Annotated in this window: 34 protein-coding genes and 1 pseudogene; 24 read left to right on the top strand and 11 right to left on the bottom strand. The window is 44.2% G+C overall.

Going from position 1 to position 24,706, the window contains the following annotated elements; translation table 11 throughout:
- Positions 1 to 55 precede the first annotated feature (55 nt).
- The 5 genes from RMY63_RS37145 to RMY63_RS37165 all read left to right on the top strand — a co-directional run bounded on the left by RMY63_RS37145 (position 56) and on the right by RMY63_RS37165 (position 4,503).
- Positions 56 to 973 (top strand): helicase-related protein, encoded by a 918-nt coding sequence (locus RMY63_RS37145; protein ID WP_322733487.1) that lies wholly within the window; start codon positions 56 to 58, stop codon positions 971 to 973.
- A gap of 55 nt (positions 974 to 1,028) precedes the next feature.
- A complete protein-coding gene (locus RMY63_RS37150) occupies positions 1,029 to 2,144 on the top strand; it encodes a DUF1998 domain-containing protein (RefSeq protein ID WP_322733488.1) in 1,116 nt (371 codons plus the stop codon).
- Positions 2,141 to 2,956, top strand: a complete 816-nt coding sequence (gene drmC / locus RMY63_RS37155) for a DISARM system phospholipase D-like protein DrmC (RefSeq protein ID WP_322733489.1) — start codon at positions 2,141 to 2,143, stop codon at positions 2,954 to 2,956. The genes RMY63_RS37150 and drmC overlap by 4 nt, the downstream gene beginning before the upstream one ends.
- A gap of 476 nt (positions 2,957 to 3,432) precedes the next feature.
- The gene (locus tag RMY63_RS37160; RefSeq protein WP_322733490.1) at positions 3,433 to 3,693 is read left to right on the top strand and encodes a hypothetical protein; all 261 of its coding nucleotides are present in this window, start codon (positions 3,433 to 3,435) and stop codon (positions 3,691 to 3,693) included.
- A gap of 168 nt (positions 3,694 to 3,861) precedes the next feature.
- The gene (locus RMY63_RS37165) at positions 3,862 to 4,503 is read left to right on the top strand and encodes a hypothetical protein (RefSeq protein ID WP_322733491.1); all 642 of its coding nucleotides are present in this window, start codon (positions 3,862 to 3,864) and stop codon (positions 4,501 to 4,503) included.
- Between the two features lie 185 nt (positions 4,504 to 4,688).
- On the opposite strand, the gene RMY63_RS37170 is transcribed toward RMY63_RS37165, so the two are convergent.
- Both RMY63_RS37170 and RMY63_RS37175 read right to left on the bottom strand, forming a co-directional pair.
- Entirely contained in the window at positions 4,689 to 5,321 is a 633-nt protein-coding gene (locus RMY63_RS37170; protein WP_322733492.1) for a glutathione S-transferase family protein, read from the bottom strand.
- Positions 5,322 to 5,430: 109 nt separating this feature from the next.
- Positions 5,431 to 5,865: a VOC family protein gene (locus tag RMY63_RS37175; RefSeq protein WP_322733493.1), complete on the bottom strand. Its 435-nt coding sequence runs from the start codon at positions 5,863 to 5,865 to the stop codon at positions 5,431 to 5,433.
- Between the two features lie 71 nt (positions 5,866 to 5,936).
- Between RMY63_RS37175 and RMY63_RS37180 the strand changes: the two genes are divergently transcribed.
- Positions 5,937 to 7,514 carry an amidohydrolase family protein gene (locus RMY63_RS37180; protein ID WP_322733494.1) on the top strand — a complete coding sequence of 526 codons (1,578 nt, stop codon included), beginning with the start codon at positions 5,937 to 5,939 and terminating at the stop codon, positions 7,512 to 7,514.
- Between the two features lie 304 nt (positions 7,515 to 7,818).
- Here the strand turns inward: RMY63_RS37180 and RMY63_RS37185 are convergent, their stop codons facing one another.
- From RMY63_RS37185 to RMY63_RS37195, 3 genes are all read right to left on the bottom strand, one after another.
- Positions 7,819 to 8,250, bottom strand: a complete 432-nt coding sequence (locus tag RMY63_RS37185) for a YciI family protein (protein WP_322733495.1) — start codon at positions 8,248 to 8,250, stop codon at positions 7,819 to 7,821.
- Between the two features lie 266 nt (positions 8,251 to 8,516).
- Positions 8,517 to 9,014, bottom strand: coding sequence for a VOC family protein (locus RMY63_RS37190; protein ID WP_086762236.1), 498 nt, complete (start codon positions 9,012 to 9,014; stop codon positions 8,517 to 8,519).
- A gap of 154 nt (positions 9,015 to 9,168) precedes the next feature.
- On the bottom strand, positions 9,169 to 9,594 hold the full coding sequence (locus tag RMY63_RS37195; RefSeq protein ID WP_322733496.1) for a YciI family protein: 426 nt from the start codon (positions 9,592 to 9,594) through the stop codon (positions 9,169 to 9,171).
- 189 nt (positions 9,595 to 9,783) lie between these two features.
- Here RMY63_RS37195 and RMY63_RS37200 point away from each other — a divergent pair, with 189 nt between their 5' ends.
- Positions 9,784 to 11,052: an RNA polymerase sigma factor gene (locus RMY63_RS37200; RefSeq protein ID WP_322733497.1), complete on the top strand. Its 1,269-nt coding sequence runs from the start codon at positions 9,784 to 9,786 to the stop codon at positions 11,050 to 11,052.
- 227 nt (positions 11,053 to 11,279) lie between these two features.
- Positions 11,280 to 11,705, top strand: coding sequence for a VOC family protein (locus tag RMY63_RS37205; RefSeq protein ID WP_109013315.1), 426 nt, complete (start codon positions 11,280 to 11,282; stop codon positions 11,703 to 11,705).
- A gap of 35 nt (positions 11,706 to 11,740) precedes the next feature.
- On the opposite strand, the gene RMY63_RS37210 is transcribed toward RMY63_RS37205, so the two are convergent.
- Complete coding sequence (locus tag RMY63_RS37210; protein ID WP_322733498.1) at positions 11,741 to 11,923, bottom strand: hypothetical protein; 183 nt, start codon at positions 11,921 to 11,923, stop codon at positions 11,741 to 11,743.
- Between RMY63_RS37210 and RMY63_RS37215 the strand changes: the two genes are divergently transcribed.
- The 3 genes from RMY63_RS37215 (at position 11,922) to RMY63_RS37225 (ending at position 13,974) form a co-directional block, all read left to right on the top strand.
- Positions 11,922 to 12,407: a hypothetical protein gene (locus RMY63_RS37215; protein WP_109013316.1), complete on the top strand. Its 486-nt coding sequence runs from the start codon at positions 11,922 to 11,924 to the stop codon at positions 12,405 to 12,407. The two genes, RMY63_RS37210 and RMY63_RS37215, sit on opposite strands and share 2 nt — an antisense overlap.
- Before the next feature lie 252 nt (positions 12,408 to 12,659).
- Positions 12,660 to 12,863, top strand: a complete 204-nt coding sequence (locus tag RMY63_RS37220) for a hypothetical protein (RefSeq protein WP_109013317.1) — start codon at positions 12,660 to 12,662, stop codon at positions 12,861 to 12,863.
- Between the two features lie 178 nt (positions 12,864 to 13,041).
- Entirely contained in the window at positions 13,042 to 13,974 is a 933-nt protein-coding gene (locus RMY63_RS37225) for a GIY-YIG nuclease family protein (protein ID WP_109013318.1), read from the top strand.
- Between the two features lie 33 nt (positions 13,975 to 14,007).
- Here RMY63_RS37225 and RMY63_RS37230 read toward each other — a convergent pair whose 3' ends face one another.
- From RMY63_RS37230 to RMY63_RS37250, 5 genes are all read right to left on the bottom strand, one after another.
- Positions 14,008 to 14,151, bottom strand: coding sequence for a hypothetical protein (locus RMY63_RS37230; RefSeq protein WP_322733499.1), 144 nt, complete (start codon positions 14,149 to 14,151; stop codon positions 14,008 to 14,010).
- 25 nt (positions 14,152 to 14,176) lie between these two features.
- A complete protein-coding gene (locus RMY63_RS37235; protein ID WP_322733500.1) occupies positions 14,177 to 14,512 on the bottom strand; it encodes a hypothetical protein in 336 nt (111 codons plus the stop codon).
- A gap of 105 nt (positions 14,513 to 14,617) precedes the next feature.
- Positions 14,618 to 15,670: an aldo/keto reductase gene (locus RMY63_RS37240; RefSeq protein ID WP_322733501.1), complete on the bottom strand. Its 1,053-nt coding sequence runs from the start codon at positions 15,668 to 15,670 to the stop codon at positions 14,618 to 14,620.
- Positions 15,671 to 15,840: 170 nt separating this feature from the next.
- A complete protein-coding gene (locus tag RMY63_RS37245; protein ID WP_322733502.1) occupies positions 15,841 to 16,575 on the bottom strand; it encodes an SDR family oxidoreductase in 735 nt (244 codons plus the stop codon).
- Positions 16,576 to 16,652: 77 nt separating this feature from the next.
- Positions 16,653 to 16,844 (bottom strand): SDR family NAD(P)-dependent oxidoreductase, encoded by a 192-nt coding sequence (locus RMY63_RS37250; RefSeq protein ID WP_322733503.1) that lies wholly within the window; start codon positions 16,842 to 16,844, stop codon positions 16,653 to 16,655.
- A gap of 175 nt (positions 16,845 to 17,019) precedes the next feature.
- On the opposite strand from RMY63_RS37250, the gene RMY63_RS37255 reads away from it, so the two are divergent.
- The 13 genes and pseudogenes from RMY63_RS37255 to RMY63_RS37315 form a co-directional block, all read left to right on the top strand.
- On the top strand, positions 17,020 to 17,940 hold the full coding sequence (locus RMY63_RS37255) for an AraC family transcriptional regulator (protein ID WP_322733504.1): 921 nt from the start codon (positions 17,020 to 17,022) through the stop codon (positions 17,938 to 17,940).
- A 97-nt stretch (positions 17,941 to 18,037) separates the two neighbouring features.
- Positions 18,038 to 19,282 (top strand): AAA family ATPase, encoded by a 1,245-nt coding sequence (locus RMY63_RS37260; RefSeq protein WP_322733505.1) that lies wholly within the window; start codon positions 18,038 to 18,040, stop codon positions 19,280 to 19,282.
- A gap of 64 nt (positions 19,283 to 19,346) precedes the next feature.
- Complete coding sequence (locus RMY63_RS37265; protein ID WP_322733506.1) at positions 19,347 to 19,712, top strand: four helix bundle protein; 366 nt, start codon at positions 19,347 to 19,349, stop codon at positions 19,710 to 19,712.
- A gap of 16 nt (positions 19,713 to 19,728) precedes the next feature.
- The gene (locus tag RMY63_RS37270) at positions 19,729 to 20,316 is read left to right on the top strand and encodes a hypothetical protein (protein WP_322733507.1); all 588 of its coding nucleotides are present in this window, start codon (positions 19,729 to 19,731) and stop codon (positions 20,314 to 20,316) included.
- Positions 20,317 to 20,707: 391 nt separating this feature from the next.
- Complete coding sequence (locus RMY63_RS37275) at positions 20,708 to 21,106, top strand: hypothetical protein (RefSeq protein ID WP_179070486.1); 399 nt, start codon at positions 20,708 to 20,710, stop codon at positions 21,104 to 21,106.
- 22 nt (positions 21,107 to 21,128) lie between these two features.
- Positions 21,129 to 21,680, top strand: coding sequence for a hypothetical protein (locus RMY63_RS37280; RefSeq protein ID WP_322733514.1), 552 nt, complete (start codon positions 21,129 to 21,131; stop codon positions 21,678 to 21,680).
- A gap of 8 nt (positions 21,681 to 21,688) precedes the next feature.
- Positions 21,689 to 21,949 carry a hypothetical protein gene (locus RMY63_RS37285; protein WP_322733508.1) on the top strand — a complete coding sequence of 87 codons (261 nt, stop codon included), beginning with the start codon at positions 21,689 to 21,691 and terminating at the stop codon, positions 21,947 to 21,949.
- Positions 21,950 to 21,995: 46 nt separating this feature from the next.
- Positions 21,996 to 22,241: a hypothetical protein gene (locus RMY63_RS37290; protein WP_322733509.1), complete on the top strand. Its 246-nt coding sequence runs from the start codon at positions 21,996 to 21,998 to the stop codon at positions 22,239 to 22,241.
- A 10-nt stretch (positions 22,242 to 22,251) separates the two neighbouring features.
- Positions 22,252 to 23,094 carry a phage terminase large subunit family protein gene (locus RMY63_RS37295; RefSeq protein ID WP_322733510.1) on the top strand — a complete coding sequence of 281 codons (843 nt, stop codon included), beginning with the start codon at positions 22,252 to 22,254 and terminating at the stop codon, positions 23,092 to 23,094.
- 4 nt (positions 23,095 to 23,098) lie between these two features.
- Entirely contained in the window at positions 23,099 to 23,668 is a 570-nt protein-coding gene (locus tag RMY63_RS37300; protein WP_322733511.1) for a hypothetical protein, read from the top strand.
- Positions 23,669 to 23,690: 22 nt separating this feature from the next.
- A complete protein-coding gene (locus RMY63_RS37305; protein WP_322733512.1) occupies positions 23,691 to 24,179 on the top strand; it encodes a hypothetical protein in 489 nt (162 codons plus the stop codon).
- Positions 24,179 to 24,520 carry a hypothetical protein gene (locus RMY63_RS37310; RefSeq protein ID WP_322733513.1) on the top strand — a complete coding sequence of 114 codons (342 nt, stop codon included), beginning with the start codon at positions 24,179 to 24,181 and terminating at the stop codon, positions 24,518 to 24,520. Before RMY63_RS37305 ends, RMY63_RS37310 begins: the two co-directional genes overlap by 1 nt.
- Positions 24,521 to 24,524: 4 nt before the next feature.
- Positions 24,525 to 24,706 (top strand): annotated as a pseudogene (locus RMY63_RS37315) (hypothetical protein); the annotation flags it as partial.

Raw genomic sequence — 24,706 nt, forward strand, 5'->3', positions numbered from 1 at the left:
TCTAACATCAGTCCATATAAATTGATTTTTTATTGTTTGTGAGAAATTCGCGTTAGTGGATGATGATATTCGCATCCGCCTTGGGAAAATGGATAGTCGGGGACTAGCAAAGCGTCTGCGGATTAACTTGGAGGAACTTACATCTCGTAAGGATTCTACAGATATTCCTGTAGTTTTAGATAGGCTAGAAACATCCTTCGATCCAGTGCGAGAAGCACAAATCAAAGCCAAACGCAAAGCTGGGGAAAAAGTCGATCAGCTTGAACCGCTCGATGTTTTACTTGCTACTAATATGATTTCCGTGGGTGTAGACGTGAAACGCCTGGGTGTGATGGCTGTTACAGGTCAGCCCAAAAATACTGCCGAGTATATTCAAGCTACCAGCCGTGTCGGGCGGACATTCCCTGGTATCGTATTTACAGTTTATAATTGGGCGCGTCCTAGAGATTTATCCCACTACGAAAGATTTGAGCATTACCACGCTACATTTTATCAACACGTAGAAGCGCTATCTTTAACTCCCTTTGCGCCCCGTGCGATTGACAGAGGTTTAGCCGCGTTGTTTATATCCCTTGTGCGGTTGGCGGGTAGAGAATTTAACGGTAACAACCAAGCAGGACGAATTGAACGCAACCATCCTTATATACAATCTGCCATTAATACAATTTGCGATCGCGCTAATTTAGTTGCGGGTACGGAAACCCAAAAACTCGTTAAACAAGCACTGGAAGCCAAATTAGATATCTGGTTGAGTAAAGCACAAAACTTGATTGGGGGCGGTATTCTCAAATATCAGACAGACAAGCGTGATGGTTTAACCATTGAACTATTAGAATCAGCAGGTCAAGGAATTTGGCAAGAATTTACTTGTTTGAACTCCCTGCGAAACGTCGAACCGACAGTAGGGTTAATTTTTCAAGATCAAGTACCCGATGATGACTTTAGTCGCTTACCTCAAGCAATGAAAGAATAGAGAATAGGTAAAAAATACAGTTTAATAATCCACAATTCTCAATTCCTAATGCCCGATGCCCAATGCCCAATTCTCAATTCCCATCACCTCCAATCAATTAGAGCAGTTGGTCAATCAAAACTGGACTATTTTGGGAAAAGCGAGTAACTTTAGTGCCTTAGATGCTGTGCTGCAAGCTTTCTTCGCTATGGGGCAACTTCAGGAATTATCTAAATACACAACAGACAAAATTTGGGCGCTAGTTGAACAAAAACAACTTCAGCAGCAAAGCAATTTTGATGATGAAAGCGTCAGGGACTTGAAAACACCTGAATGGCAAATTTTCTCAGCAGCAGACCCAAATCTTAATACCCCAGATTTTCAACTGCGGACTGTCAACCCACCATCTGGGTATGAAAATTACTTTTCGCAGGTGGTGTTGGTAGAAAGATTGCGAGAAGTTCGTGCCTTAATTGGCTTTACACGCATTCAATCACCTGGGGATTTTATTGACTCTGGAGAAATTCTCACAGAGCATCGGGTTCCATTGAGTCGCAGCAAACCTAAATGGGTACCGGCAAGTGAAGTCAAAGGCGAGGGTATCTTTATCCAGTTCAAAGAAACGACACTTCATCAATGGGAGCAAAATCAACTGTTGCAAGATTATGAACGTCAAGTATTCGATGCTCATAAAAAGTGGTGTAATGTTCGTTCTCTCGATCCAGAAAAAGGTAAATTTGGTGTACGCTACATTTTACTACACTCCTTTGCTCACGCCCTGATGCGGCAAATGGCCCTTGAGTGTGGTTACAATGCTGCTAGTTTAAAGGAGCGAATTTACTCCAAACGACCAGAAGAAGAAGGCGGCCCAATGGCAGGCATACTAATTTATACCGCCGCACCTGATAGTGAAGGTACCTTGGGTGGTTTAGTCAGTTTGGGAGAGCCTAAAATACTTGGATACCATATAGACCAAGCTTTAGAACAAATGCGGTTATGTGCTTCTGATCCCTTGTGTGCAGAACATACTCCCTTTAAAGGGGCTACATCACTACATTGGGCAGCTTGCCATGCTTGTCTGTTTAGCCCAGAAACCTCCTGTGAACGCGGCAATAAGTATCTGGATCGCGCGGTACTTATTCCCACTGTACTATCCGCAGACTTAGCGTTCTTCCCAGAGGAGAAAACGTGAGCTTTTTACCACCGCTTTTATTGGCTCAAATTCGTACCTGTGCCAAACAACTTCCATCTCCTGTTTTAGATGCTGTAATTAATTTGTTGATAGCTACTCCAGCAAGATATTGTGATTTCGCGTTGAAAGCATCAATCTTGAAACAACTGCCCAATACTAATTTTCGCCGACTGGTAGGGGAATTGTTAGAAACATGGTGTCGGGAAGCTATTTATTTGGACAGTAGTGCGATCGCGTCTGCCTTAGCCACAGCAATTTCCTGTGAGGTGGCAGCAAAGGATGAGTTGTCTGTTGAGTTGGTTTGGACTGGCCCCACAAGTGAGGGAATACCACTTCGCAGAACAGAACAAGTGTTATTACAATTAATTCACGAAGCGCAACGGGAAATAATTCTTGTCAGTTTTGCTGTTTATAAGATTCCAGAGATTGCAAAAGCATTGTTAACAGCAATGAAACGAGAAGTCACTGTGCGAATTATTGCTGAAACCCCCGAATCTAGCAAGGGTAAAATACCTTTTGGAGTCAGTGCAGCATTGGGACTGGAAATTGCCCAACAAGCACACATTTTTATTTGGCCACGAAATAAGCGGCTTACAGATTCAGAAGGAAGGTATGGTTCCTTACACGTTAAATGTGCGATCGCTGATAGAAAGCACTTGTTTATTTCCAGTGCTAACCTCACTGAGTACGCTCTGACATTAAATATGGAAATGGGACTACTAGTTCACGGTGAAGATATAGCTCATCAAGTGGCAGAACATATCGACCGTTTAATTCAGGAAGAGTTTCTCGTATCTTTAAACTCGCTGTAGGCATAAGTATTCAGTAGGCAACTAATTTTTGGCTATACATTTCTGTTAAAGCAGTTTTTTACCTAAAAAGTTATTTTTCTATTTCTTCTACTCATATATACAAAGGTGCTTGCATTCTCAACAAGTACGTTTGTAACTTGGCAAGTGTGCAGGTTAGGTAATACAAACATAGATGTGAAACTGAATAGCTCCTACTGAACTGATATATGCCAGTTTGATTTTGAGAATTAATGGTTTTTATGAGGCTAGCGAGTGCCCAAAACATCTGTGTAAAGTATTGTTACATCTGCGCGAAAAAGAAATTTGTATCGAAAAAGATAAATTCCTCAGCAAGGGACTCGTATTTTCCATAGATTTGATATATCTTGTTTATTCCGTGCAATTATTAACATCCTATTTCTCACAACTTTGCTGTCATCCAGATTTTCAGCCGATGCCTTTGGGGAGCAGTGAATGAAAACTTTTAATAGATAGATATGAAGATCATCAAAAAATCCGACAAGCTGACTCTGAAGAAAATGATGGAAATCCAACACGCTGAAGACCAAAATCTTCAAGCTGATACCGTCAATTCTTCAGCCCCTGTAGTTGATGAGCAACCAGCAGCAATTCTTCTTCCAAGAGAACCTGACTATATTCCATTCCTTGACAATCCTCCAATACAGTCTGTTGGCAACTCTGGCTGGCAGATTTCTGACATTTTGCGGGATATCCGGGTGGATGATTTTTGTGAGTGATACTCCTGATAAACATAGGTAAAAATAATACGTTGGTCTTGTGGTGTACGTACTGTCACAAACAGGAGTTGCTCTTTGCTAAAGAAGCCTACCAAATAATCAACGGTAGCATTAAAGTTGAGTGCGTAGACGTTTAGGCGGCAAGGCGATAGACATTGCAATGGCTCAATGGGTAAACGAAAGAGAAAACATCAGAAGACATCCTTCCCTTGGATGGTAGAAGAAGAAAATCTGTTCATTGCAAAGACTGGTAACGAAATAGTTACAGATGCTGGATGGGAGAAAATTTCATTTGAAGAAGCGAGAAAACTATTTAGTCCCAAAACATTTCAAGAATGGTACGAACTGTTCCTAGAAAATACAGATATTTCGGAAATACTTTCAGAATCTAACGTAGATATAGATTTAGATGATGAATCAGCAATAGATAAGTTTTTACAAAGGAGCAACTGGACACCAAAACAAGTCAATTTAGTTGTAGCGAAGGCTATCTATAAAAATCACGCCTGGGTGAGAGGATTACTGATTTCTACACCTGATGTTGAAGAACCCTACTTTCACAATTATGAAATGGAGGCAATTCGTTTAGGAGTCCAATTGCGAAAATACATTAAAGAAGATATTCCAGTAATTAATGACTCCAAAGATGCTGTCAGATATTTACACCGAAGATACACCCTCATTGGCTGGCAACCAAGAAATTGTGTGACAGCAGCTCACAACCTAAAAATATCTCAAGCAACTAAGGTTTACAATGAACTTCTCTGGGATGAAGATTGGGTAGATGAAGAAGACTGTTCAGGAGATTGACAGCTTTGATGATATCGTTGAAGTGACTTGGCTTTTGCTAGACAATGATTGCGTCTAGAAGCGATCGCAGCGCTGCGATTGGTAGAAGCTGGAAAAATTAACCTGGATGTCCTGGATGTCTCTGTAAAACAATATCTACCAGACTTCACTCTGGCTGATACCCAAACGGCTGATCAGATCACGAATCATTGTGAGGTCTGATTGAGACTTGCAAGTGCAGCTGCGATTCGCCCAGATGCCTTTGGTCGTTTGTACATTCGTTCCATGTAGTCCACCAGCGTGGGGAAAGTGGCGAGTAGCTGAACTTCATTCGCCCAATCCAGTGTGTAAGCAAGCACAAAATCAGCCACTGTGACGTGTTCACCCACTACAAACTGCCGATCCAACAGATGGTTCTCTAAAACGACAGCCATACTGGTGAAGTCTTGCCGAGCGAGAGGTATTTCAGCAGGCAATCTCAACTCTTCTGGGTATATAAACGTGTGGCGAGCGATACGCCATAGCGGCTGTTCCAATTCGGTGGCAGTAAAGAGGAGCCAACGATAAAGCTGTGCTCGCAGAAGCAAGTCTGTAGGTACCAAGTTAGATTCTGGGTACTTCTCACCGAGGTACAAAGCAATGGCTACGGATTCAGTGATGATATGTTCGCCATCGATGAGTACAGGGAGCTTGCCAGTGGGATTAATGGTGAGAAAATCGGGTGTACGGTGTTCACCTGCCTGCATGTTGATGGAGATTGCTTCAAATTCCACCTCAAGTTCCTGGAGAACCCAACGAACCCGAATTGATCGTGTGGGAGCAAATTCATAGAGTTTCATGAATCAACCTCAGTGATGTGCAAATATCTTTCATTTTCTTGTATGGATGGGTGTGTTCATGTTTCGATGAGTTCACGAATTTGTGTTCCACTGGTTGTTCTGTTGTGGTTCACACTCCTGCTCCTTCCCTTTGGGCCTCAACTGGATGGGTTGCTTCGGGTTCCATGTAAATCAGTTCCCAAATGTGACCATCTAAATCCTGAAATCCATGCGCGTACATAAATCCGTGGTCTTGAGGTTCGTTGTAGGTTGTGCCACCAGCAGCAAGGGCTTGACGAACCAGCTGATCCACTTTTTCTCGGCTCTCAACTGATAAGCACGTCAACACTTCGGTACTTTTTGTGGCATCGCAAATCGGGTTTGGCGTGAATGTTTTGAATTTTTCATGCGTCAAAAGCATCACAAAGATGGTTTCGGACACAATCATGCAGGTGGCCGTTTCATCGGTAAATTGAGGGTTGAACTGAAAGCCAAGTTTTGTGAAAAACTCGATCGATTGCTGGAGATATTTGACGGGTAGGTTAACGAAAATTTGAGTACTCATGGTTTCTCCTGGTGTAGTTAGTTGTTGGTAAGTGGTCAGAGGCGAAGACTTTAGCAGTTGACTATACTAACGTGAAGGACGTATTGCGGATTCTTCCGAATGGCTCTCTCCTTACAAGTCGTGGAGTGCAGTGGAATGGAATTCATTTGGAATACTATTGTCATCCTCCTTACGAAATCCCTGAAAATTCTTCCAAGCAGCACTTAATTCTCAGAAATACAAGTAGTAGGCAACTAATGAAGGAACAAAGCAAAATTAATAGACGTGAATTTTTGACAGGAGCAACAGCGCTGGGTTCACTCGGTATGACAGTGGGATTAGCAGTTCCAGCAATTGGTAGGCAATCAAAGGAAAACCTGCCCAGTCGCGGTGAGTTTGTGATCCGGAATGCTTACGTGATGACGATGGATTCAGCACTTGGAGATATAGCGAATGGTGACGTGTATGTGCGTAATGGCAAAATTATTGCCGTTGGAACTAGTTTGGTAGCTCCAACAGCCCAAAATATTAACGGGCAAAACATGATTGTCCTACCAGGTTTGATTGATACTCACTGGCATCTATGGACTTCCTTATTACGTAGTTTGTCTGGTGATAACGAAAAGCAGGGCTACTTTCGGATGACCGAGCGTTTGGGAAAGGTATATATACCAGAGGATATGTATCGCTCTGCGCGGTTAGCGACGGCTGAGGCATTGTTTTCAGGAATCACAACTATACATGACTTTAATCACAATGTACGCACGCTCGAATACGCAGAGGCATCAATCCGCGCAATTGCAGATGCAGGTATTCGTGCTCGTTTCTCCTACGGCTACTACAAAGATCAAGCATTAGAAGAAGCCACCCACTTTGACAGCATTGCGAGTCTGCACCGTGAAATGAAAAATTCCCAAAATAATTTGCTGTCTTTGGGGTTTGCTCCACGGGAAGTCTCTGTTTACAAGATGTATCGCCGTGATTGGGAGATGGCGCGCAACATAGGGCTTCCAATTACTGTTCATGCGAGTTCCTCGCTGAGTGAAACTGGAGAAATTAATCAATTGTCTAATGAAGGATTGCTCGGAAAAGATGTACTTATTGTTCATGCAACTGTGGCAACTCCCAAGGAAATGAAGCAATTAGCAAAAAGTGGTGCAGCAGTTAGCCTGACTCCCTTTACAGAGATGCGGACTGGTTTTGGCTTTCCCCCCATCCAGGAACTTCTTGCAGCAGGTGTATTGGTCAGTCTTGGAGTCGATACGACAGCATTATCGGGAAATGCAGATATATTTGCAGTCATGAAAGTTATTCAAAATGTTGGAAATGTCCACGCCCAGAGCGAGTTTGGGTTATCACCACGTCGAGTTTTAGAACTTGCGACTATTAATGGAGCACAAGCGATGGGAATTGATGACCGTGTTGGCTCTTTAAAACCGGGTAAGCGTGCTGACTTGATTATGGTATCAACTGAGAACCTTAACATGAGCGTTTTTACTGACCCAGCACATCTGTTAGTGGAAGCTGCTCAACCGTCTAATGTCGATACAGTCATTGTTGATGGACGGATTTTAAAACGAAACGGTCAACTTACAGCATTAGACAACAAGCAAATAATTCAAGAGGCAAGAAATTCACTAATTGCTATACGACTACGCGCTAATTGGTAGTTCTAGTAGTTCGCCAAGGAAACAATGCAAAGGTGGCTAGCTCCAAGGGCAGAGGAGCACAGGAGCAGAGGGGATTGAACTTGGCACATTGAACTCTCCTCTGCTCCTCTGCACCCCTGCTGCCTCAATGATTTTCCCTTTTCAAGCGTGCCATTCGTTCATAGAACTTGAACGCTGCCTCACAGTTGCCGTTGAACATCAGGTAAGAATTGAGTTGCATTGATTTCTCCTTTTGTAATCGATTCTGCGTTTTGATGAGCGGATCGTTCGCACATGAACATCATTTGCGCGGTTGCTGATGACGTTACTCTTGCTGCTGCGTTTCAAGTTGAGCGCGAATGCGGTCTGACTGCTCCCTTAAGGCGGGTGTCAGGACTTCACCAAAATCCTCTGCCTCGAATACGCGACGAATCTCAATCTCGGAGTCTCCTGGCATCGGGTTAGGGCAGCGCTTTACCCAAGCAACTGCCTCTTCCATTGAGTTCACCTGCCACAGCCAGTACCCTGCCACTAGCTCCGGCGCTGGAGTGAAAGGTCCCTGGGTGACGGTGCGATCGGTTCCTGAAAAGTGAACTCGCACCCCTTTTGAGCTAGGATGCAACCCCTCAGCGGCGAGCAAGATACCTGCTCTGGCTAATTCTTCGTTGTACTGCCCCATTTCAGTTAAAAGCTGTTCGCTCGGCATGACCCCAGTTTCGGAGTCTTGGGTTGCTTTGACAAAGACCATGACTTTCATTGTGAAATCTCCTGTTGAATGGTTTTGAGTTAGATTGCGAGGGGTTGGGTGTCAATACTGCACGCTTTGTGCATTTTCAACTCGGCATTGGGTTTGGGGAAAAGGTTAAAGGGTAAAGGTTAAAGGGTAAAGGTTAAAGGGTAAAGGTTAAAGGGTAAAGGTTAAAGGTTTTTTCTTTCCCCTTCCCCCTTCCCCTTTTCCCCAAAACCCGACAAGTATTGGGTTGGGTGTGCTGATTAGCGCAAAGTGCAACTCCGAAGGAACCGCTAATCAGCAGCGACACGCTTGAGTTCATCAATCTCGATCTTCTTCATTTGCAGCATGGTAGTGGTCACTTTTTGAGAGGTTGCCGCGTCGGGGTGGTTGAGTAATTCAATCAGAATGCGAGGAATAATTTGCCAGGAGACGCCGTATTTGTCTTTGAGCCAGCCGCATTGCTGTGCGGTTTCATCCCCACCAGCAGACAATTTTTGCCAGTAATCGTCCACGTCCGCCTGGGTATCGCAAAAGATTTGGAAGGAAATCGCCTCGTTAAATTTGAAGGTCGGACCACCGTTGAGTGCTGTGAACGGCTGACCATCAAGTTCAAAGCTGACAGTCATGACGGCTCCGGCTGGTTTTCCGTGAATTTCCTGTCCAGCGTCTCCATATCGACTGACGTGGACAATTTTGGAATTGCGAAAAATCGACGTATAAAACTGAGCGGCGGCTTCGGCTTGATCGTCAAACCATAAACAGGGAGTGATTTTGGAATTGTTTTGCATGAGGGTTCTCCTTGAGTTCAAGCGGTTAAGGACGGTCAGGGCTGTGCCAATACGGTTCGGTTAAGGGGGAAAGGGAAAAGGGAAAAGGCTAAATTCAAACCTTTCCCCCTTACCCCTTACCCTTTTCCCAAACCAAAAGGGAGATGAAAATTGCTTATCCGAACCGTATTGAGGGCTGTGCTGGTAGTCCCGCAACTTCGATGACAGGACGGATTTCGACGGTACCGACTTTTGCACCTGGGATGCGGGTGGCGATCGCAATGGCTTCATCCAAATCCTGAGCATTAACGAGGAAGAATCCACCCAATTGTTCGCGGGTTTCGGCAAATGGTCCATCGGTCACGAGTGATTTGCCATCACGGACTTGGACACTAGTTGCGGTTGCAACAGGATGAAGTGGAGCCGTCGCCAGAAATTGTCCTTGAGTATGCAAGTCCTGGGCGAGTTGGGCAGATTCCCCATAGCAATGCTCCCGCTCGGTGTCGCTCATGGCGTTTTCGTCCATATAAATCAGCAGCAAATATTTCATTCGGTTGCCTCCTTTATCAGTTAGTCGAATGGGAATTGTCCAAATCGACACCTGAGTGCAAAAATTTTTTCTAGTACAATTGAACTTTATCGAACAGAATTCAGGAGTCAGGAGTCAGAATTCAGCATGAATTCTGACCGAAAAAGCGGATAGCGCAGCGTTAGCGAGTCTTCGAGCGTCTTGATTCTGACTCCTGAATTCTGACTTCTGAATTCTTCTTCAAGTCTTTTTGTCAAAGGTATGGCTTCAATCCCAAAAACAGATGTGGCTCAAGCAATTGCTGCCCTTTATCGAACTGAATGGGGGCGCATTGTTGCTATTCTGATTCGGCTGGTCGGAGATTTTGATGTAGCTGAAGAAGCTGCACAGGCAGCATTTACAGCGGCAGTGAATCAGTGGGAAAGCGACGGTATTCCTGAGCGTCCCCGTGCCTGGATTATCCGAACTGCCCGGTACAAGGCGATCGATCACCTCCGACGACGCACGAAACTGACCGAAAAACTGGAGTGGTATGCGGCATCTGGCTTAATTCCATCCACTGAAGAACCAACCTATGACAGTGATGAAATTGGAGACGATCGCCTGCGATTAATCTTTACCTGCTGTCACCCGGCACTGGCAACGGAAACTCAAGTAGCGTTGACCCTGCGAATGTTGGGTGGACTGGAAACCGACGAAATTGCCCGCGCCTTTCTTATACCGACTGCAACAATGGCACAGCGGTTAGTTCGTGCTAAACGCAAAATTCGAGACGCAGGCATTCCTTACAAAGTACCTGAGACGACTGATCTCGCTCCCCGGATAGAGGCAGTCCTGACAGTCATCTATCTCATCTTCAACGAAGGCTATGCCGCAACCAAAGGAGATGCGATCGTGCGGGCTGACCTCTGCATCAAAGCGATTCGCTTGGGGCAACTGGTGCGGCAATTGCTGGCACCCCAACCCCCATCTGAAGTCACAGCACTGGTGGCGCTGATGTTATTGCACGATTCGCGGCGCAATGCGCGTCTAGATGAGGCAGGCGATTTGATTTTGCTAGAAGATCAGGATCGCAGTCGTTGGAACCATCTACAGATTGCTGAGGCGTTACCTCTGGTAGAGGAAGCGTTGCTCTTTGGAACCGGAGTGTATGCCCTGCAAGCGGCGATCGCCGCCCTCCATTGTCAGGCAACCCGCGCCGAAGAAACAGACTGGGCGCAGATCGTGCGGCTCTATGAGGTGTTGGAACGCTTGCAGCCCTCACCCATTGTTACCTTGAACCGAGCAGTGGCGATCGCAATGGCAGACAGTCCTCAAGCCGCATTTGGACTGATTGATCGCCTTGCTCCAGAACTAGACAGCTATCATCTTTTTCATGCCACCCGTGCAGATTTATTCCGGCGTGTTGGAGCATTAGAGGAAGCGACTCAGAGCTATACACGGGCACTAGAATTAGTGACAAATGACAGTGAGCGTCGTTTTCTGGAACGTCGGTTGCGCGAAGTTCAACCTAACATTCAGTCCGGCTAAGGGTTTACAACAGTTTAAAGCGCCAGGCATCCATGATGCTGTTGAAAAAGAAATAAAAAATCTTCTAACAGGGTGAACTTGTAACTTAACAAAAGGCAAAAGAAGACAAGTCGGCTTAGTACTTTAGTACTGTTATAATCCAATCGTTTCGTCAAGTTGTGTTCGGGTGCAGCAAATCACCGATCGGCTCTCTAGCACATCCACATCAACTGATAGAGGATTCCGACATGGATAACAATCCCAGCATTCTCTCGCACGTTTCGATTGGTACTAATGATTTTGAACGAGCGATCGCCTTCTATGATGCTGTGTTGCCAACATTGGGCTGTAAGCGATTTATGGAGCATCCAGGGGCGATCGCCTATGGCAAACAGTATCCCGAATTTTGGGTGGGAACTCCCTTCGACGGGCAACCCGCAACGGTTGGCAATGGAACTCACATTGGTTTTATTGCTCCTACAAAAGAAGCAGTCCACGCCTTCTATGAGGCAGCATTAGCGGCAGGAGGCAAAGACGATGGTGCCCCTGGTGGCAGACCCGACTATAGTGAGCCGTATTACGGCTGCTTTGTGCGCGATCCAGATGGACACAAAATAGAAGCCGCCTTCTGGGATGAGCAGCTTGAGCAGCAACTCAACCAGAACAATGCTTGACCAGAGAATGACTCATTTTTAGAGGCAAGATAACACTATGGAATTCCATCGAGGTCGCCTGATTGACCATGTTCATCTACGAGTTGCTGATGTTGCTGCCAGCAAACGGTTTTACCGGGCAGTGTTGCGAAATAAATGTACTCCCGGCTCCTGCTCATCGCCCCACTAATTCTGTTAAAATCGCGTCTTCCAGCACGTAAATTTTGAGGCAGTGCCATGTGTGCAAAGGGATTTGGGCAATCTCAACCTACTAAAATCGATAAACTTATTGAATCTGCGGTGCGTTATTGCCACAAGCGACACCCAGAAGCCTTAGACAGCATCTTTGATTATTTACCTGTCAACCTCAACCAACGAGTAGTAACGGGGATTTTGGCAGCATTGCAGAAAGATATTGACACTTTGAGTTGGTTTTGCGGCTACATGGCATCAGAAATCAACGGCAGTGAGGACAACCAAAAGCCTCATCATCCCATCGCGGAACTTAGCAAAACTCTGATTAAATCGGGGATGGAACCCTTTACTGATTTTATGCCTTACCCAGGTTGCCGCATCGTTATACTCAATTCGGAAAAATTTGAATCATTGCCAGAGTCAGTTCAAGCTGTGGTGCAGCAGGCTTTTGACATCAAGGAAAGTACTGGAAAAGAGGCACAAAGGATAAATGATGCCTTGCTGCAAGAGTTGGTGGTTCAGGAATAAAAAATTGAATAACAGGAATTGTGGTAAGCGCCAGCCATGTCGCTCTTGCTTATCGCCCTTCATTCAAGCGCTCGCGTTCAGCGTCTCGTAGAGAGGAAAAAAGAGCGATGCCTGCGGCGGGCTATTCGGTGTTGCCCCCATCTCTTTAGTTTTTTAGTCAGGCGATCGCACCTACAAATGATTAACTGTGATGCATAAGTTGTTAGATTATTTCAGTTATATATATATTCAATAACCAACAGAGGATCACCTATGAAACTCGCTAATTCACTCAATTTAGCAAATTTTGTTGGTTCTATTTTACTACCTAGAATCGCTAACAATCAAACAGCTACTTCTAACAAGAGTGAAACATCAATTACTTTACCCAGTAATTCCATAAATATCAATTCTCTGCAACCCTTTGATACTGCTGTTATTGCTTATCACATGATGGGTAATGGCAACTTTGAATAAAGCATAGTTTCAGTACAGCCTTTGAAAAGCTACTTTATCTCTCCAACCTTGGAGGGGTTTTTAACTGGTGCATTAATTCTTAAAATCAACATTATATTACTCCAGAAGATAGAGACATCTTAGAAAAGTTAAAGCACACTAGTAAGAGCAACTTTAACTATTCAGTAATGGTGTAGCAATGTGGCTAAAATATGGTGTAAATGAAGAAGGTATCTTGATATGTATTGAAGATATCAACAGGGGCAAGACTTCACTTCAGTGTCCTTACTGTAATAGCAGTCTAACTGCTAAAAAAGGCAAGGTGAAAGAGCATCATTTTGCTCATAATGAAGAAACCTGCCGCCCCATAGCTAACCGAGAATTCCCTACTCTGCCACTCTATGACAATTTCAACGTTCAATTATCTGGCAAGGATTTGGCACAGTTAAAGCTGCTTTGGCAGGAGTACGGAGCCAAAAATTACCCTATTAGTTCCTACTTAATTACTTCTAGTTTACTCAAAGCAGGAGTGTTAAGAAAAAATCTATACTTAACCCCACCTGAGTATGAATTTAGTGATTTGGGTAAAATTCCTGTTGGAGCGCTAGAGTTTGCACGGTTCAATGATGTACAGGAGCCACTATTACTTAAAAAACTGCTGAAATTTGAGCTAGCTTTTAAACACGCCGAATACAAAAATGCTCCAGATTTAGCATATCGACTTACTGATTTAAAACTCTACCGCGCTCAACTTCAACGTATTCTATCCTCTAGCCTATATTTTTTAGAAATACAAACGAATATTGGCACTTTGTACAAAATAGGAGTAACCCAAAGACCCGTTGTCAAGCGAGTAGCAGAAGTAAAAATTGATTTACTTGCTCATTATTCCAGTGTTGCTATTAGAGTATTAGGAACTTGGGAGCATAGAGGTAATGTTGAACTGTATTTCAAACACCGCTATCAGTGCTTAAATTATCCTATCGGCAGTTTAACTGAGTACTATAAATTTAATGCTGAGGATACCGAAATGGTACTGCGTGACCTACAACAAATGCAACCTAAAATACTTTCTCTTGATGAAATAGATATTCTTGAGGAGAATTCTAGCTGGGAGCAAATTGCTGTGTAGTATTCTCATAATCCCGTAGCAAAATCTAATTAATTACCAAGCAAAAATAATTATTTTATTGCTTCTAAATACTCTACCACTGATAATGACGCGACTGCCGACTCTTGATACAGCATTATTTACTGAGGAGCGATGGCGTAACCGCCCAGCGTAGCTGATCGCAGTGGTCAAGCGCATTACTTAAGACTATGCACTCAACGATTTAAGAAGCTAGCAAACCCGACATCTCCAATACTCGCTGTGACCAAGTAGACGCAACAGATGCAATATCTGTAATTTCCATTGATTTGTCCCAAACATTAATCAAGTTTTGTAATAAGTCTTGGAGTTGATTTAATTCAACATTATTTATTTCACTTTTTTGTTGTATTAAAGACACGTACAACAAACTTTCTGACAACAATATTGGAACTAATTCACGAATTGCACTCTTTTGTGACCAAGAGTTAAGGCGTGCCAAACTAGCTGCCAATTCTCCTAATTGTTGCGCGTGGGGTTGACGTAAAAAACTTGCTTCAATTGCACTCCAGTTAGGCATTACAATCCTCCTAGCAATTGCTTGGTAATTTGGCTAACTTGTTCTCGAATTTGGTTAGATCGACACCTTAAGTTACTAAAGTACTTTGCAACACAACCGAAGCAGCTACCTCCAGCCTTGGACGATCGCGCCGCCGAAAATGCTACGATTCACCTCGCTGGTGAAGATGCTGTAGGGAAAGGCGGGATCAAGGGCACTGCTCTCGTCCAGCGTCTGGATCTGTTCCGGGGTGAGGCGGATGTCCAATGATGCCAGATTGTCATACAGTTGATCGAGCAAGCTTGCACCCAGAATCGGCGAGGTAATGCCAGACTGTGCCAAAACCCAGGCAAGGGCGACCTGCGCCAAGGGGCGATCGACTTGGGTTGCCACCGTTCGCAGGGTATCAAGGACGCGCCAGTTACGATCGGTGAACATCTGGTTGCCGAAAGGATTGGGGCCAATCAGCCGTCCTTGACCGCTCGCCCCCGCCTCCTCGCGCTCGTACTTGCCAGTGAGGAAACCGGCAGCAAGCGGACTCCAGGCACAGATGCCGAGACCGCATTCACGGGCGGCGGGCAGATGTTCGCGCTCAATGCTGCGTTCAACGAGCGAATACGCCAGTTGCATGGCGATGGGCCCAGGAATGTTATGCGCTGCGGCGATCGCCGCTGCCTTGGCAGTGTACCAGGCTGGCACATTTGAGAAGCCGAAGTAGCGGATCTTGCCGACGCGCACCAGGTCGCCGAGCGACTGTAGTACTTCTTCAACGGGTGTCACCATATCCCAGGTGTGCATCCAGTAGAGGTCAACGTAGTCGGTACGGAGGCGGCGCAGCGAACCCTCAAGCGCCCGATGCATGTTCTTACGTCCGTTGCCGCCCGCATTCGCGTTGCCCGATTCGCCGCCATGAAAGCTGAACTTGGTTGCAAGCACTAGTTGGTCGCGCAGGCTGCGATCGGCGATATAGCTACCAATCAGTTCCTCGCTGCGACCCTTGGCATACACATCGGCGGTGTCGATGAAGTTGCCGCCAGCATCGACATAGGCATGGAAGATGGACTCAGAAACCTCATCGGGCGCACCCCATCGCGGGGTGCCGAAGGTCATGGTGCCAAGGGTGAGCGGGCTGACGATCAAGCCGGAGTGTCCGAGAGTGCGGAAGGCGGTAAGGCTCATAGGTTTCTTTTCTGGCTGAAACAACAAAGTCGATGAAGAGTACTGAGTTAAAAGTGCTGAGTGCTGAGTAAGAAGAGGAGTACTGAGTACTCAGAATGGTAAAAGTGTCTTGTATGTGTCAATCAAGCTCATGACGCAAAGAAGGGACACAGAAGTGATGTCTTCAATACCTAGAAGGCGCTGGCTGTCGGGCGGACAATGATTTCGTTGACATCGACATCATCTGGTTGAGACACAGCAAATAAGACAGATCGGGCGATCGCCTGAGGGGTGAGGGCAGTTTTGCGGAGTTCTTTCAAGAAGCCTTTAGCTGCATCATCCGTGATATCAGAGCCGAGTTCGGTCTCAACTACGCCAGGGGATATGATGGTCACGCGAATGTTCTTCGATTCCTGACGCAGCCCTTCAGATATTGCCCAAACAGCGTATTTTGTCGCGCAATAAACTACGCCAGTAGGTGCCACCATGTGTGCGCCGATCGATGCAGTATTGATAAATTGTCCGCCGCCTTGTGCTTCCATGATCGGTAAACCAGCCGCAATGCCGTTCAATACGCCACGGATATTTACATCAATCATGGTGTCCCACTCCTCAACTTTCAGGGCATTCATTGGGGACAAGGGCATCACGCCTGCATTGTTATAGATGACATCGACGCGACCAAATTTGTCTAATGCAAAGTGGATGAATGCTTTCACATCCTCGCGATCGGTGACATCTACCGCTTTGAATTCTGCGCTGTTTCCCTGGTCGCGGATCTCTTTGACAATCGCTTCTAGCTTTTCTGTACGCCGTGCCCCCAGAACTACATTTGCACCGTTTTGAGCAAGTAACTTCGCGGTGGCTTCCCCAATGCCACTACTGGCTCCAGTGATCGCAATAACTTTGTTTTCTACATTTAACATGATGACTGTCCTTGTTGTTGAGGTTGATTTGACTTAGAGAAATATGCCTCTAGAGACTTCAATTATTTGGGTATTTACTAATCGGTTTCCGCGATGGGTGAATGGCCACAGTAGGCGATCACAGAAACAACACTGTTCACTTTTGCCTCACTGCTGCGATCCGTCACGATTACACCAACCCCTTTTTTCGCCAGCGCCAAAGAGGTATTTTTCGCCAGTCCTTGGCTCACTCCTGTGACTAAAGCAATTTTTGCCTTGTTTCTCTTCATTGCCTCATCCTTTCAGCCTTGTCTTTCAGCATGGGTTCATCATAAGGTTGAAAAGCTTTTCCCTAAATACATAAACCTCGCAGATGATTGCCTAATCCTCTCAAGTCAGCCGTTAGCAAGGGAGAAATATTCTCTATAATGAGCGTATGAGGATGGTATCAGTCAGGAATTGAGTATGGTGATTGAAACACTCAACTATGAAGCGGCAATCAGCAAGTGTGACGAACTGGCAGCATTAGTGACTCGGCACACTGACGGTAAGGGGAACGGTGTTCATGCAACGGCAATTAATCAGTTAGAATTCATGCGGGAATCTGATACTTCAGCCAGAATGCAGGGGGTCACCGAACCGATTCTCGGCATTGTCGTTCAAGGCAAAAAAGAAGTGTTGCTAAATGAGGAAACCTATGGGTATGGTGTGGCTCAATATCTAGTGGTGTCGGTGGATTTGCCGCTCTGTGGATGTGCGATCGAGGCGACACCTGCGAAGCCGTATCTAGGATTTAAGCTAGATTTAGACCCCGTTCAACTCTGTGACATTATTGCTCAAACTAACCCAGGCATGGGTAAGAAAGAAAACTCGGTTAGAGGCTGGTTCATCAGCGATGCCGATCCATCGTTGATTGATTGTGCTATCAGGCTGACACGGCTTTTGGACACACCGCAGGATATTCCATTCCTAGCACCAATGATCGTCCGCGAAATCTACTACCGTTTGCTAATTGGTGAACAAGGTGAAGCAGTTCGCCAAATTGCCACATCGGGCAGCAATATGCAGCGCATTGCTGAAGTGATAAAACTTATCAAGGCTGATTTTACAAAGCCACTGCGGGTTGAGGATCTAGCTCTTCAAGCCAATATGTCTCCTTCCTCGTTCCATCGCCATTTTAAAGAAGTCACCTCCATGAGTCCGCTGCAATATCAAAAGCAATTAAGACTATTGAAAGCGCGTCACCTGATGCTTGCCGAGAATGCCGATGCGACCCGTACTGCCTATCAGGTGGGGTATGAAAGTCCTTCACAGTTTAGTCGCGAATATTCTCGGATGTTTGGTGCGCCTCCGATGAAGGACATTGAACGATTACGAATAGCTTGAGCAAAGACTGTGAGTTCGCTACAGCAAACATCCAGACACATAGCTTTTAATTTATAAGAAGTAAGTTGATCAATATAAATTTGTGTATGAGAGCCAAATGTTAAAAGAACTTCACCTCCAACAAGTTGGTCCAGCTGCCCATTTTGATGTCGCATTTGCCGATAGGCTCAATATATTTACAGGTGATAATGGTTTAGGTAAAAGTTTTTTACTTGATATTGCATGGTGGGTGATGACTACAAATTGGGCGGAGCAACCAGCGTACCCACAGCGAGTCAGAGGTGAAAATCCGCAAATTACAGCCGTAGTTAGCAATAAAAAAAATATAAGAGAATATCAGAGCCACTTTGATTTTTCTGAACAGCAATGGCGTAATTTACAAATGCCTCCTTTATTAAAAGAGGTAGTTATTTATGTACGGGTTGATGGTAGTTTTTCCATTTTTGACCCAGCTCGCCAACGTGATATTCCTTTTGACTTTAATCCAAATACACTTTGGAATGGATTAAAGTCAAAAGATAAAGTTATTTGTAATGGTCTAATTCAAGATTGGGTTACATGGCAGAATCAACCCAATAAATATCCATTTGAACTCTTTTCTAATGTTATTAAAAAACTTGCACCTCACCCTTCCGAATGGATAGAAGTGGGAGAAACAACGCGAGTTTCTATTGAAGATGTGCGCGATATTCCTACAGTGAACCTACCTTACGGGAATGTTCCTGTTACTCAAACATCAGCCGGAATGAAGCGTATTTTGGGACTAGCTTATTTACTAGTGTGGACTTGGTACGAACATAAAAAAGCTTCAGAACTGCGACAACAAAAGCCAGTAAATCAGATAGTTTTACTAATTGATGAAATTGAATCTCATTTGCATCCTCGTTGGCAGAGGGTGATTTTACCAGCTATTTTATCTGTGGTGACAGAATTACAACCCAGGATGAAGATACAGGCTTTAGTAACTACTCATTCTCCACTTATTCTTGCTTCTTTAGAGCCAAATTTTCATGAACAAGAAGATAAACTATTTTTATTTAAATTACAAGATAGAGAGGTTAGCCTTGACGAAGTACCTTGGTCAAAACAAGGGGACATAGTTGGATGGTTAACCTCAGACATTTTTGGACTCAAACAAGCCCGTTCCAAAGAAGCAGAAATCGCAATTGAAGCAGCAGAGGCTTGGATGCGTGATGATGATATGAATGCGTTTCCAGAAAATCTGAGAATACCAACACAAATTCATCAGGAACTTCAAAGAGTTTTACCAGGACATGACCCATTTTGGCCCCGTTGGATAGTTACAACGGAGAAAAGAAATTCTGGGTTATCAGGGGTATAACACAGATGATAAGTAAGAATTCAGGAGTCACAATTCAGGAGTCAGAACTTAGGAGCCAGAATAAATGAGACAGCCAGCCAAAACATTTCAAGATTTGATAGTTTGGCAAAAAGCACACCAGTTTGTTTTATTAGTATATCAATTTACTGGTCAATTTCCTAAATCGGAAATATATGGACTTACTTCCCAATTTAGACGAGCAGCAATCTCTATTGCAGCAAATATAGCTGAGGGTTTTAAGAAAAAGGGAGCAACAGACAAAGTACGGTTTATGAATATTGCACAAGGTTCTTTAGAAGAATGTCGCTACTATCTAATTCTTTCAAAAGACCTTGACTATGGTGACACTTCAGGATTAATGCTTCAACTTGAGGAAGTTAGTAGGCTACTAACAAGCTATGCTAATTCCATTCTGAATTCTGACTCCTGACTCCTGAATTCTTGCGATGATGCCATTTAATCCTCCTCCAGAACCACCTGATTTTGATAAAAAAGTGCGACAACCGGGAAATGCTTGGTTGGTAAAAAATCCAAACCCTAAAAAAGTAACCAGAGATTATTGGTCGCCTTTCAAAAGTGATTTAGCTGATGGATTTAATAATCTTTGTGGTTATAGCGTTATGTATGAACCAGTTGGTACAGTAGATCATTATCGCAGCCGTGAAAATTATCGCAATTTAGCTTATGAATGGAGCAATTTACGTTTTGCTTCTGCTTGGATCAACAGTAGTAAAGGTACGCTTGATGACCAGGTACTTGATCCTTTGGATTTGGGAGAAGATTGGTTTGAAATTTTACTTCCTTCCCTACAATTAGTATTAACAAATAAAGTTCCTCCGCAACAACGTCAAAAGGCGGAATTTACTTTGGAACGGTTGCGGTTACGGGATGATGAAAGAGTCTTGCGCCAGCGTCAACAATGGTATCAACTTTATTTGGATGGGGATTTGACTCTACAAGGATTAGAAAAAAAAGCTCCTCTGATAGCGCGTGCGATAAAGAAACAGCAGCAGGCTATTTCTCAAGAAGAATAACCTTTGTAGTTATCAGATTGTGAAGGCAAGTATTTTCATAACACGATACGGCAAGATAAATGAGGAAAAGTTCGATGAACTTGTCACAGACTATTAAGGTACATATAGCGTTATATATTTCTGTTAGAGTACTTTTTTACTAAAAAAGTACTTTTTCTATTTTTTTAACTCATATATATAAACGTGCTTGCATTATCAATAGGCAGTATGTAACTTGGCTATTGTGCAGTTTATTAGGACATGAACTGAAATTGAGTTGTATTTGAGTTGAGCTATACCTGTACTAAACTGACATAATTTGTAAATTATTTTTTAATCTACAAACAGTTTTGCAAGGTGCTAGTTTAATTTGCTTTCAATTGATGAAGTCTTTCAGTTGGAATAGAGTTTGATGATATGTGAGAACGTTATTTACACCCAGAAAACACTTGCCGAAAGATATGGGATTTCTATTGCTGCTTTACAGCGGTGGTATCCCTATGCTGGTATAGTTAAACCCCGAAAGCGGGGAGGATATTTTGATGCAACAACAGTCGAGATTGCGGATGTTTTCTACGTTGCTATCAAGATTCGGCGGTTGACTTGTGAGGAATATTTACAGCAGGTAATTCCTGCTGGTGGCTTAGATGCTTATTTACAAAAAGTCAATGACGTAAGCCTTTATGATTTTTTGACTAAGCATATATCTGATGAAGAAAAACATAACCCAATTGTGCAAGCAGTAATTAGGAGAATTGAGCGAAATGAAGCATATCAACAAAGTGGCAGAGACTTTGCAGGTGTCGCCTGATGTAGTACGTACCTGCTGTCGGTTGTTAGATTTAGCTTTGCAGCCAAATGATACGCTTGATGAAACAATTGAACAGCAATTAGTTCAACTTAAAGAGACAGCCTCCCGTGAAGGTATGTCCCTTGAAGAAGCTGCCCAGCACTTGATTGCAATGCGCGATCGCAAATCAGAAGTAGGCGAACATAAGTTCGACAAGCGCGAGTACATCAAACAGCGATTTGGTGTAGATCCAGAACAAGCTTTGCCCGACAGCTTTGTAGGAATACTTTACCGAGATGCAGATAGGGGTATTCAGTTAGGGGAATTACGCCATAAGGTGGTGCTTGAATCTTCGACACTTGCTCTAGAAGAATTTGTTTTTCATGGCAGCAGTTTACTTGGTGAAGGTAATACTTCCGTTCCACCTGGTTACGATGAAGCGCAAGAGCGAATTAACTCGCGCATCGATAACGATTTTTTCGGCAAAGTGAACTGGGGGGAAGAGATTCATCCACTGTTAGTCGGTACATCGACACCGCAGCCGAGACAGTTGAAGTCCTCGCAGCCGAAAACCGCGCAATCTCCGAAGAAATAGTAGCTCAAATGCTACCCATCTGCTATCGAATACGGGATGAGAGTTTACTCAACTTGAGAAAGACATCTACTCAGGCAGTTGGTATAAATTTGCTTTCAGTAGTAGCTGGGACTGTTATTGGGACGTGGGTAGCAGTTCCCCCAACTCAAGAGAGACAGGAAATTTCGAGTATTCAGCCAATTTTGATTGGTGTGGGTATAGGTGAATTAGTTGGTTTGATTCTGGCGCTAGTAATAATTTGGTTTACCAAGGACGAACAAAAAACCTAATCAACTTTTCAAATCATTTTAGTCGCATTATTGCCAGGGAGCAGTTATGAGTGCAGCATTTGACTTTTTGGTTAACACGGCAGGTGGTTTGTTGATGAACCTGGGTGTTTCCGGGATGGTGGGACAATTATTGGGAGTGGGGGCGACCCTTGCCTTGCATCCTCTGTTGCTACTTACTGGGATAGTTGTGGGTGGTGCGGGAATTGCGATGGCGCGGAGCGCCCGCCAAGAGGCGATCGCACGCGAGTTAAACAAGCGCCCTCAGTTGCAGTTGGTTGTTGATAATACATGAGGGGTAAATTATGTTTACTCCTACACCTGTGCGAAATAAACAGCCAAGTCGCAGAAGGAAAAAGGTAAATGTTACCCTGTGGACGGTTTGTTCAACTGTTAGTGCGCTGTCTGTTATTGGGGCAGTTGCATTGATGGTTGGATGGAAGCAACAGGTTCCAGGTAATCAAATATCGGAGGTACAACAGGTAAAGGCGCAAGTTTCCCAAATTCGGGAAGTCTACTTAGAAAAGCTTTCCCGTACTGACTACAATATAGACCATCTTTCCAGTTACTCCTCAGTAGAGGGTGCGCCTACTCTTACGGGCTGGCGACAGTTGGCAGCGGCATTGTGGGGACAGCAATTGCGGGGTGAAATATCCAGAATGCAGGCTAATGAGAAATCTGGATTTTACCGCCTTCACTATATGCCGGCACTGGAGATAGTTAAATTCAACTCGCTGGATATTTTACTAGAAGCGGCTTCTGGAAATAATACTTTTTACTGGGGGTATCGCAAAACCGATGGTACGAAAGTTGAGGAGAAGATATCAACCGGGGCTGTTGCTGTTTTAATTTTGGGTAAATTAGAGGCGATTGATTACGCTCAAAACTTGGAATCTCAACCATCGGTTGATCTGAATCAAATGCTAATTCAGATTAAGAATGCTCAAGAACCATATTCTCTTGCACAGGCGCAGCTGTTACGAGCGCGGGGGTATTTAGACCCAGTAGAGCAGATGGCACAGGTGGCAGACATCCGCGAGAGAATACGCCAACGGGAGGAGGAAAGGCGGATGTATATCCAACAAATGAAGAAGCAATTACCTCAGCCAGTTCCTAATAAACAGCCTGTTAATAAATCGAGGGGATGATGTCATGTATGTCAAGTTTGCTGCTGCGATAATTTGCATAGCTTTATGTTCGCTCAATGTTGTAGCGGCAGTCAAACGTACCCCTATTCGTACTACCCTTGAAGGTTCAACTCGCACGACAGTTGAGATGATGCCATCTCCCAATTCAGGAGTGCATTGGATGAGTGCAGTTATATTTCTGGCTGGATTTGCTTGTTTTTTGGGCTGGGGAATTTCTGACTATAACAATGCAATTGAAGAAAGAGATGAAGTGTCTGATAACTTGGCTAATCCCGGCAATCAACAACTTCATGTTGGTGTTTCTGATACTGATATTCAACCTTCTTTAATCCCCCCGGTTTCACCTACTCCTGGGATGAGATTAAATAGCGAGTTTTCTGCCAAGAATGTAGTCCAATTTTCTCCTCGTTCTAGTGTTTCTGGGTTAGGGCGAGTACATAGTAGCCAATTTGTTGAAGATGGAGTACAAAACCAATCTGGAATGTTATCTCCAGAGGAGTTTTACGCCCAACTTCAGGATGAAGATTTCTGGGAAGATACTAACTCCCAGGTAAATGATAAACCTGCCAGCTAGTTACTTAATTTGAGGTCATATTATGAGCAGAAATCAGCGCCGCAACTTTGATGTTGATTATTCTGAAGGTGGAGCAATTGTGCCTGCAAACCGCTTGCAAAACATATTGCAGCAGGTACAGCAAGGAGGAATAGTAAATCAGCAACCTAACATTTCTCCTATGACCACTTATGATACTCAACCAGTAGAAGTTAGGTATATCAATGCACCTACTTCCTATAAGCCGAGGGTTCCTCAGATAGAAATTCCCTACATTGAGACTTGGAAAGCACATCGGCTGCATCCGCAAAACCCCTGGAGATTTGGTTGGTATCCAGTATATTTTTTATCTGATGTAATTAAATCTCCTGTGGGTGTAGCTGGTGTGGGAGTGTGGTTGTTAATAATGCTGTTGAATTTTTTCCTAAATGGTAGTTATACCGGGCCGGGGTATGCGTCTGGGAAGAAGATTGAAGTTGTACCCAAGGAAGTTCCCTCTTTTGCCCTGCCTGTGGTTAAGCAGTTGGAATAATGTGGGTAAAAGCAATTTTTTGGTTCGTACTACTGGTATGGATTGCAGATATTTTACAACCGGGATATTTGCAGTTTTATAACTGGCGTAATGCTGTGGCATTGGTACAAAAGCTTCAGTTTTCATCGACGGCTGTTGTACCCACTGCTGCACCTGGCGTGAATATATCTTCTACTCCTGTTCCTAAACACTATTCTCCTCAAGTAAGGGAACCTGCAACATCTGGGGATGACCTAAATTCTCCTGATTGCCGTGTGGCTAGGAATGACTTTGAGGAAGTATTGAGTACTGCAAGGATTGGTTGTTGGCGGGTTTCTCCTGCTAATGCAAAAAGGCGTTGAGGCAATGCGAATAATCTTTGAAACTGACGGTGACAAGGAGGTTAGGAATTCAACTGTAACTAGTTTGGATGAGACGGTCGATACTAGTTCGAGTGCAAATTGGAGATATGCGATCGCAACCTCAGTTGTAATTCGCGGATTTCTCACAAAATCTGAAAAAATGGGATCAAAAACTGCGACAATGTA

Source organism: Nostoc sp. ChiQUE01b (genome assembly GCF_034531255.1).
In the GTDB taxonomy this organism is placed as follows: Bacteria; Cyanobacteriota; Cyanobacteriia; order Cyanobacteriales; family Nostocaceae; genus Nostoc.

What these genes read in the sequence shown, in the direction of transcription:
- RMY63_RS37150 (WP_322733488.1), top strand. Translation starts at nt 1,029, where the DNA reads ATGCCCAATGCCCAATTCTCAATTCCCATCACCTCCAATCAATTAGAG.
- RMY63_RS37160 (WP_322733490.1), top strand. Translation starts at nt 3,433, where the DNA reads ATGAAGATCATCAAAAAATCCGACAAGCTGACTCTGAAGAAAATGATG.
- RMY63_RS37165 (WP_322733491.1), top strand. Translation starts at nt 3,862, where the DNA reads ATGGGTAAACGAAAGAGAAAACATCAGAAGACATCCTTCCCTTGGATG.
- RMY63_RS37170 (WP_322733492.1), bottom strand. Translation starts at nt 5,321, where the DNA reads ATGAAACTCTATGAATTTGCTCCCACACGATCAATTCGGGTTCGTTGG.
- RMY63_RS37175 (WP_322733493.1), bottom strand. Translation starts at nt 5,865, where the DNA reads ATGAGTACTCAAATTTTCGTTAACCTACCCGTCAAATATCTCCAGCAA.
- RMY63_RS37185 (WP_322733495.1), bottom strand. Translation starts at nt 8,250, where the DNA reads ATGAAAGTCATGGTCTTTGTCAAAGCAACCCAAGACTCCGAAACTGGG.
- RMY63_RS37190 (WP_086762236.1), bottom strand. Translation starts at nt 9,014, where the DNA reads ATGCAAAACAATTCCAAAATCACTCCCTGTTTATGGTTTGACGATCAA.
- RMY63_RS37200 (WP_322733497.1), top strand. Translation starts at nt 9,784, where the DNA reads ATGGCTTCAATCCCAAAAACAGATGTGGCTCAAGCAATTGCTGCCCTT.
- RMY63_RS37205 (WP_109013315.1), top strand. Translation starts at nt 11,280, where the DNA reads ATGGATAACAATCCCAGCATTCTCTCGCACGTTTCGATTGGTACTAAT.
- RMY63_RS37215 (WP_109013316.1), top strand. Translation starts at nt 11,922, where the DNA reads ATGTGTGCAAAGGGATTTGGGCAATCTCAACCTACTAAAATCGATAAA.
- RMY63_RS37210 (WP_322733498.1), bottom strand. Translation starts at nt 11,923, where the DNA reads ATGGCACTGCCTCAAAATTTACGTGCTGGAAGACGCGATTTTAACAGA.
- RMY63_RS37220 (WP_109013317.1), top strand. Translation starts at nt 12,660, where the DNA reads ATGAAACTCGCTAATTCACTCAATTTAGCAAATTTTGTTGGTTCTATT.
- RMY63_RS37225 (WP_109013318.1), top strand. Translation starts at nt 13,042, where the DNA reads ATGTGGCTAAAATATGGTGTAAATGAAGAAGGTATCTTGATATGTATT.
- RMY63_RS37230 (WP_322733499.1), bottom strand. Translation starts at nt 14,151, where the DNA reads ATGCGCTTGACCACTGCGATCAGCTACGCTGGGCGGTTACGCCATCGC.
- RMY63_RS37235 (WP_322733500.1), bottom strand. Translation starts at nt 14,512, where the DNA reads ATGCCTAACTGGAGTGCAATTGAAGCAAGTTTTTTACGTCAACCCCAC.
- RMY63_RS37240 (WP_322733501.1), bottom strand. Translation starts at nt 15,670, where the DNA reads ATGAGCCTTACCGCCTTCCGCACTCTCGGACACTCCGGCTTGATCGTC.
- RMY63_RS37245 (WP_322733502.1), bottom strand. Translation starts at nt 16,575, where the DNA reads ATGTTAAATGTAGAAAACAAAGTTATTGCGATCACTGGAGCCAGTAGT.
- RMY63_RS37250 (WP_322733503.1), bottom strand. Translation starts at nt 16,844, where the DNA reads ATGAAGAGAAACAAGGCAAAAATTGCTTTAGTCACAGGAGTGAGCCAA.
- RMY63_RS37255 (WP_322733504.1), top strand. Translation starts at nt 17,020, where the DNA reads ATGGTGATTGAAACACTCAACTATGAAGCGGCAATCAGCAAGTGTGAC.
- RMY63_RS37260 (WP_322733505.1), top strand. Translation starts at nt 18,038, where the DNA reads ATGTTAAAAGAACTTCACCTCCAACAAGTTGGTCCAGCTGCCCATTTT.
- RMY63_RS37265 (WP_322733506.1), top strand. Translation starts at nt 19,347, where the DNA reads ATGAGACAGCCAGCCAAAACATTTCAAGATTTGATAGTTTGGCAAAAA.
- RMY63_RS37270 (WP_322733507.1), top strand. Translation starts at nt 19,729, where the DNA reads ATGATGCCATTTAATCCTCCTCCAGAACCACCTGATTTTGATAAAAAA.
- RMY63_RS37275 (WP_179070486.1), top strand. Translation starts at nt 20,708, where the DNA reads ATGATATGTGAGAACGTTATTTACACCCAGAAAACACTTGCCGAAAGA.
- RMY63_RS37285 (WP_322733508.1), top strand. Translation starts at nt 21,689, where the DNA reads ATGCTACCCATCTGCTATCGAATACGGGATGAGAGTTTACTCAACTTG.
- RMY63_RS37290 (WP_322733509.1), top strand. Translation starts at nt 21,996, where the DNA reads ATGAGTGCAGCATTTGACTTTTTGGTTAACACGGCAGGTGGTTTGTTG.
- RMY63_RS37295 (WP_322733510.1), top strand. Translation starts at nt 22,252, where the DNA reads ATGTTTACTCCTACACCTGTGCGAAATAAACAGCCAAGTCGCAGAAGG.
- RMY63_RS37300 (WP_322733511.1), top strand. Translation starts at nt 23,099, where the DNA reads ATGTATGTCAAGTTTGCTGCTGCGATAATTTGCATAGCTTTATGTTCG.
- RMY63_RS37305 (WP_322733512.1), top strand. Translation starts at nt 23,691, where the DNA reads ATGAGCAGAAATCAGCGCCGCAACTTTGATGTTGATTATTCTGAAGGT.
- RMY63_RS37310 (WP_322733513.1), top strand. Translation starts at nt 24,179, where the DNA reads ATGTGGGTAAAAGCAATTTTTTGGTTCGTACTACTGGTATGGATTGCA.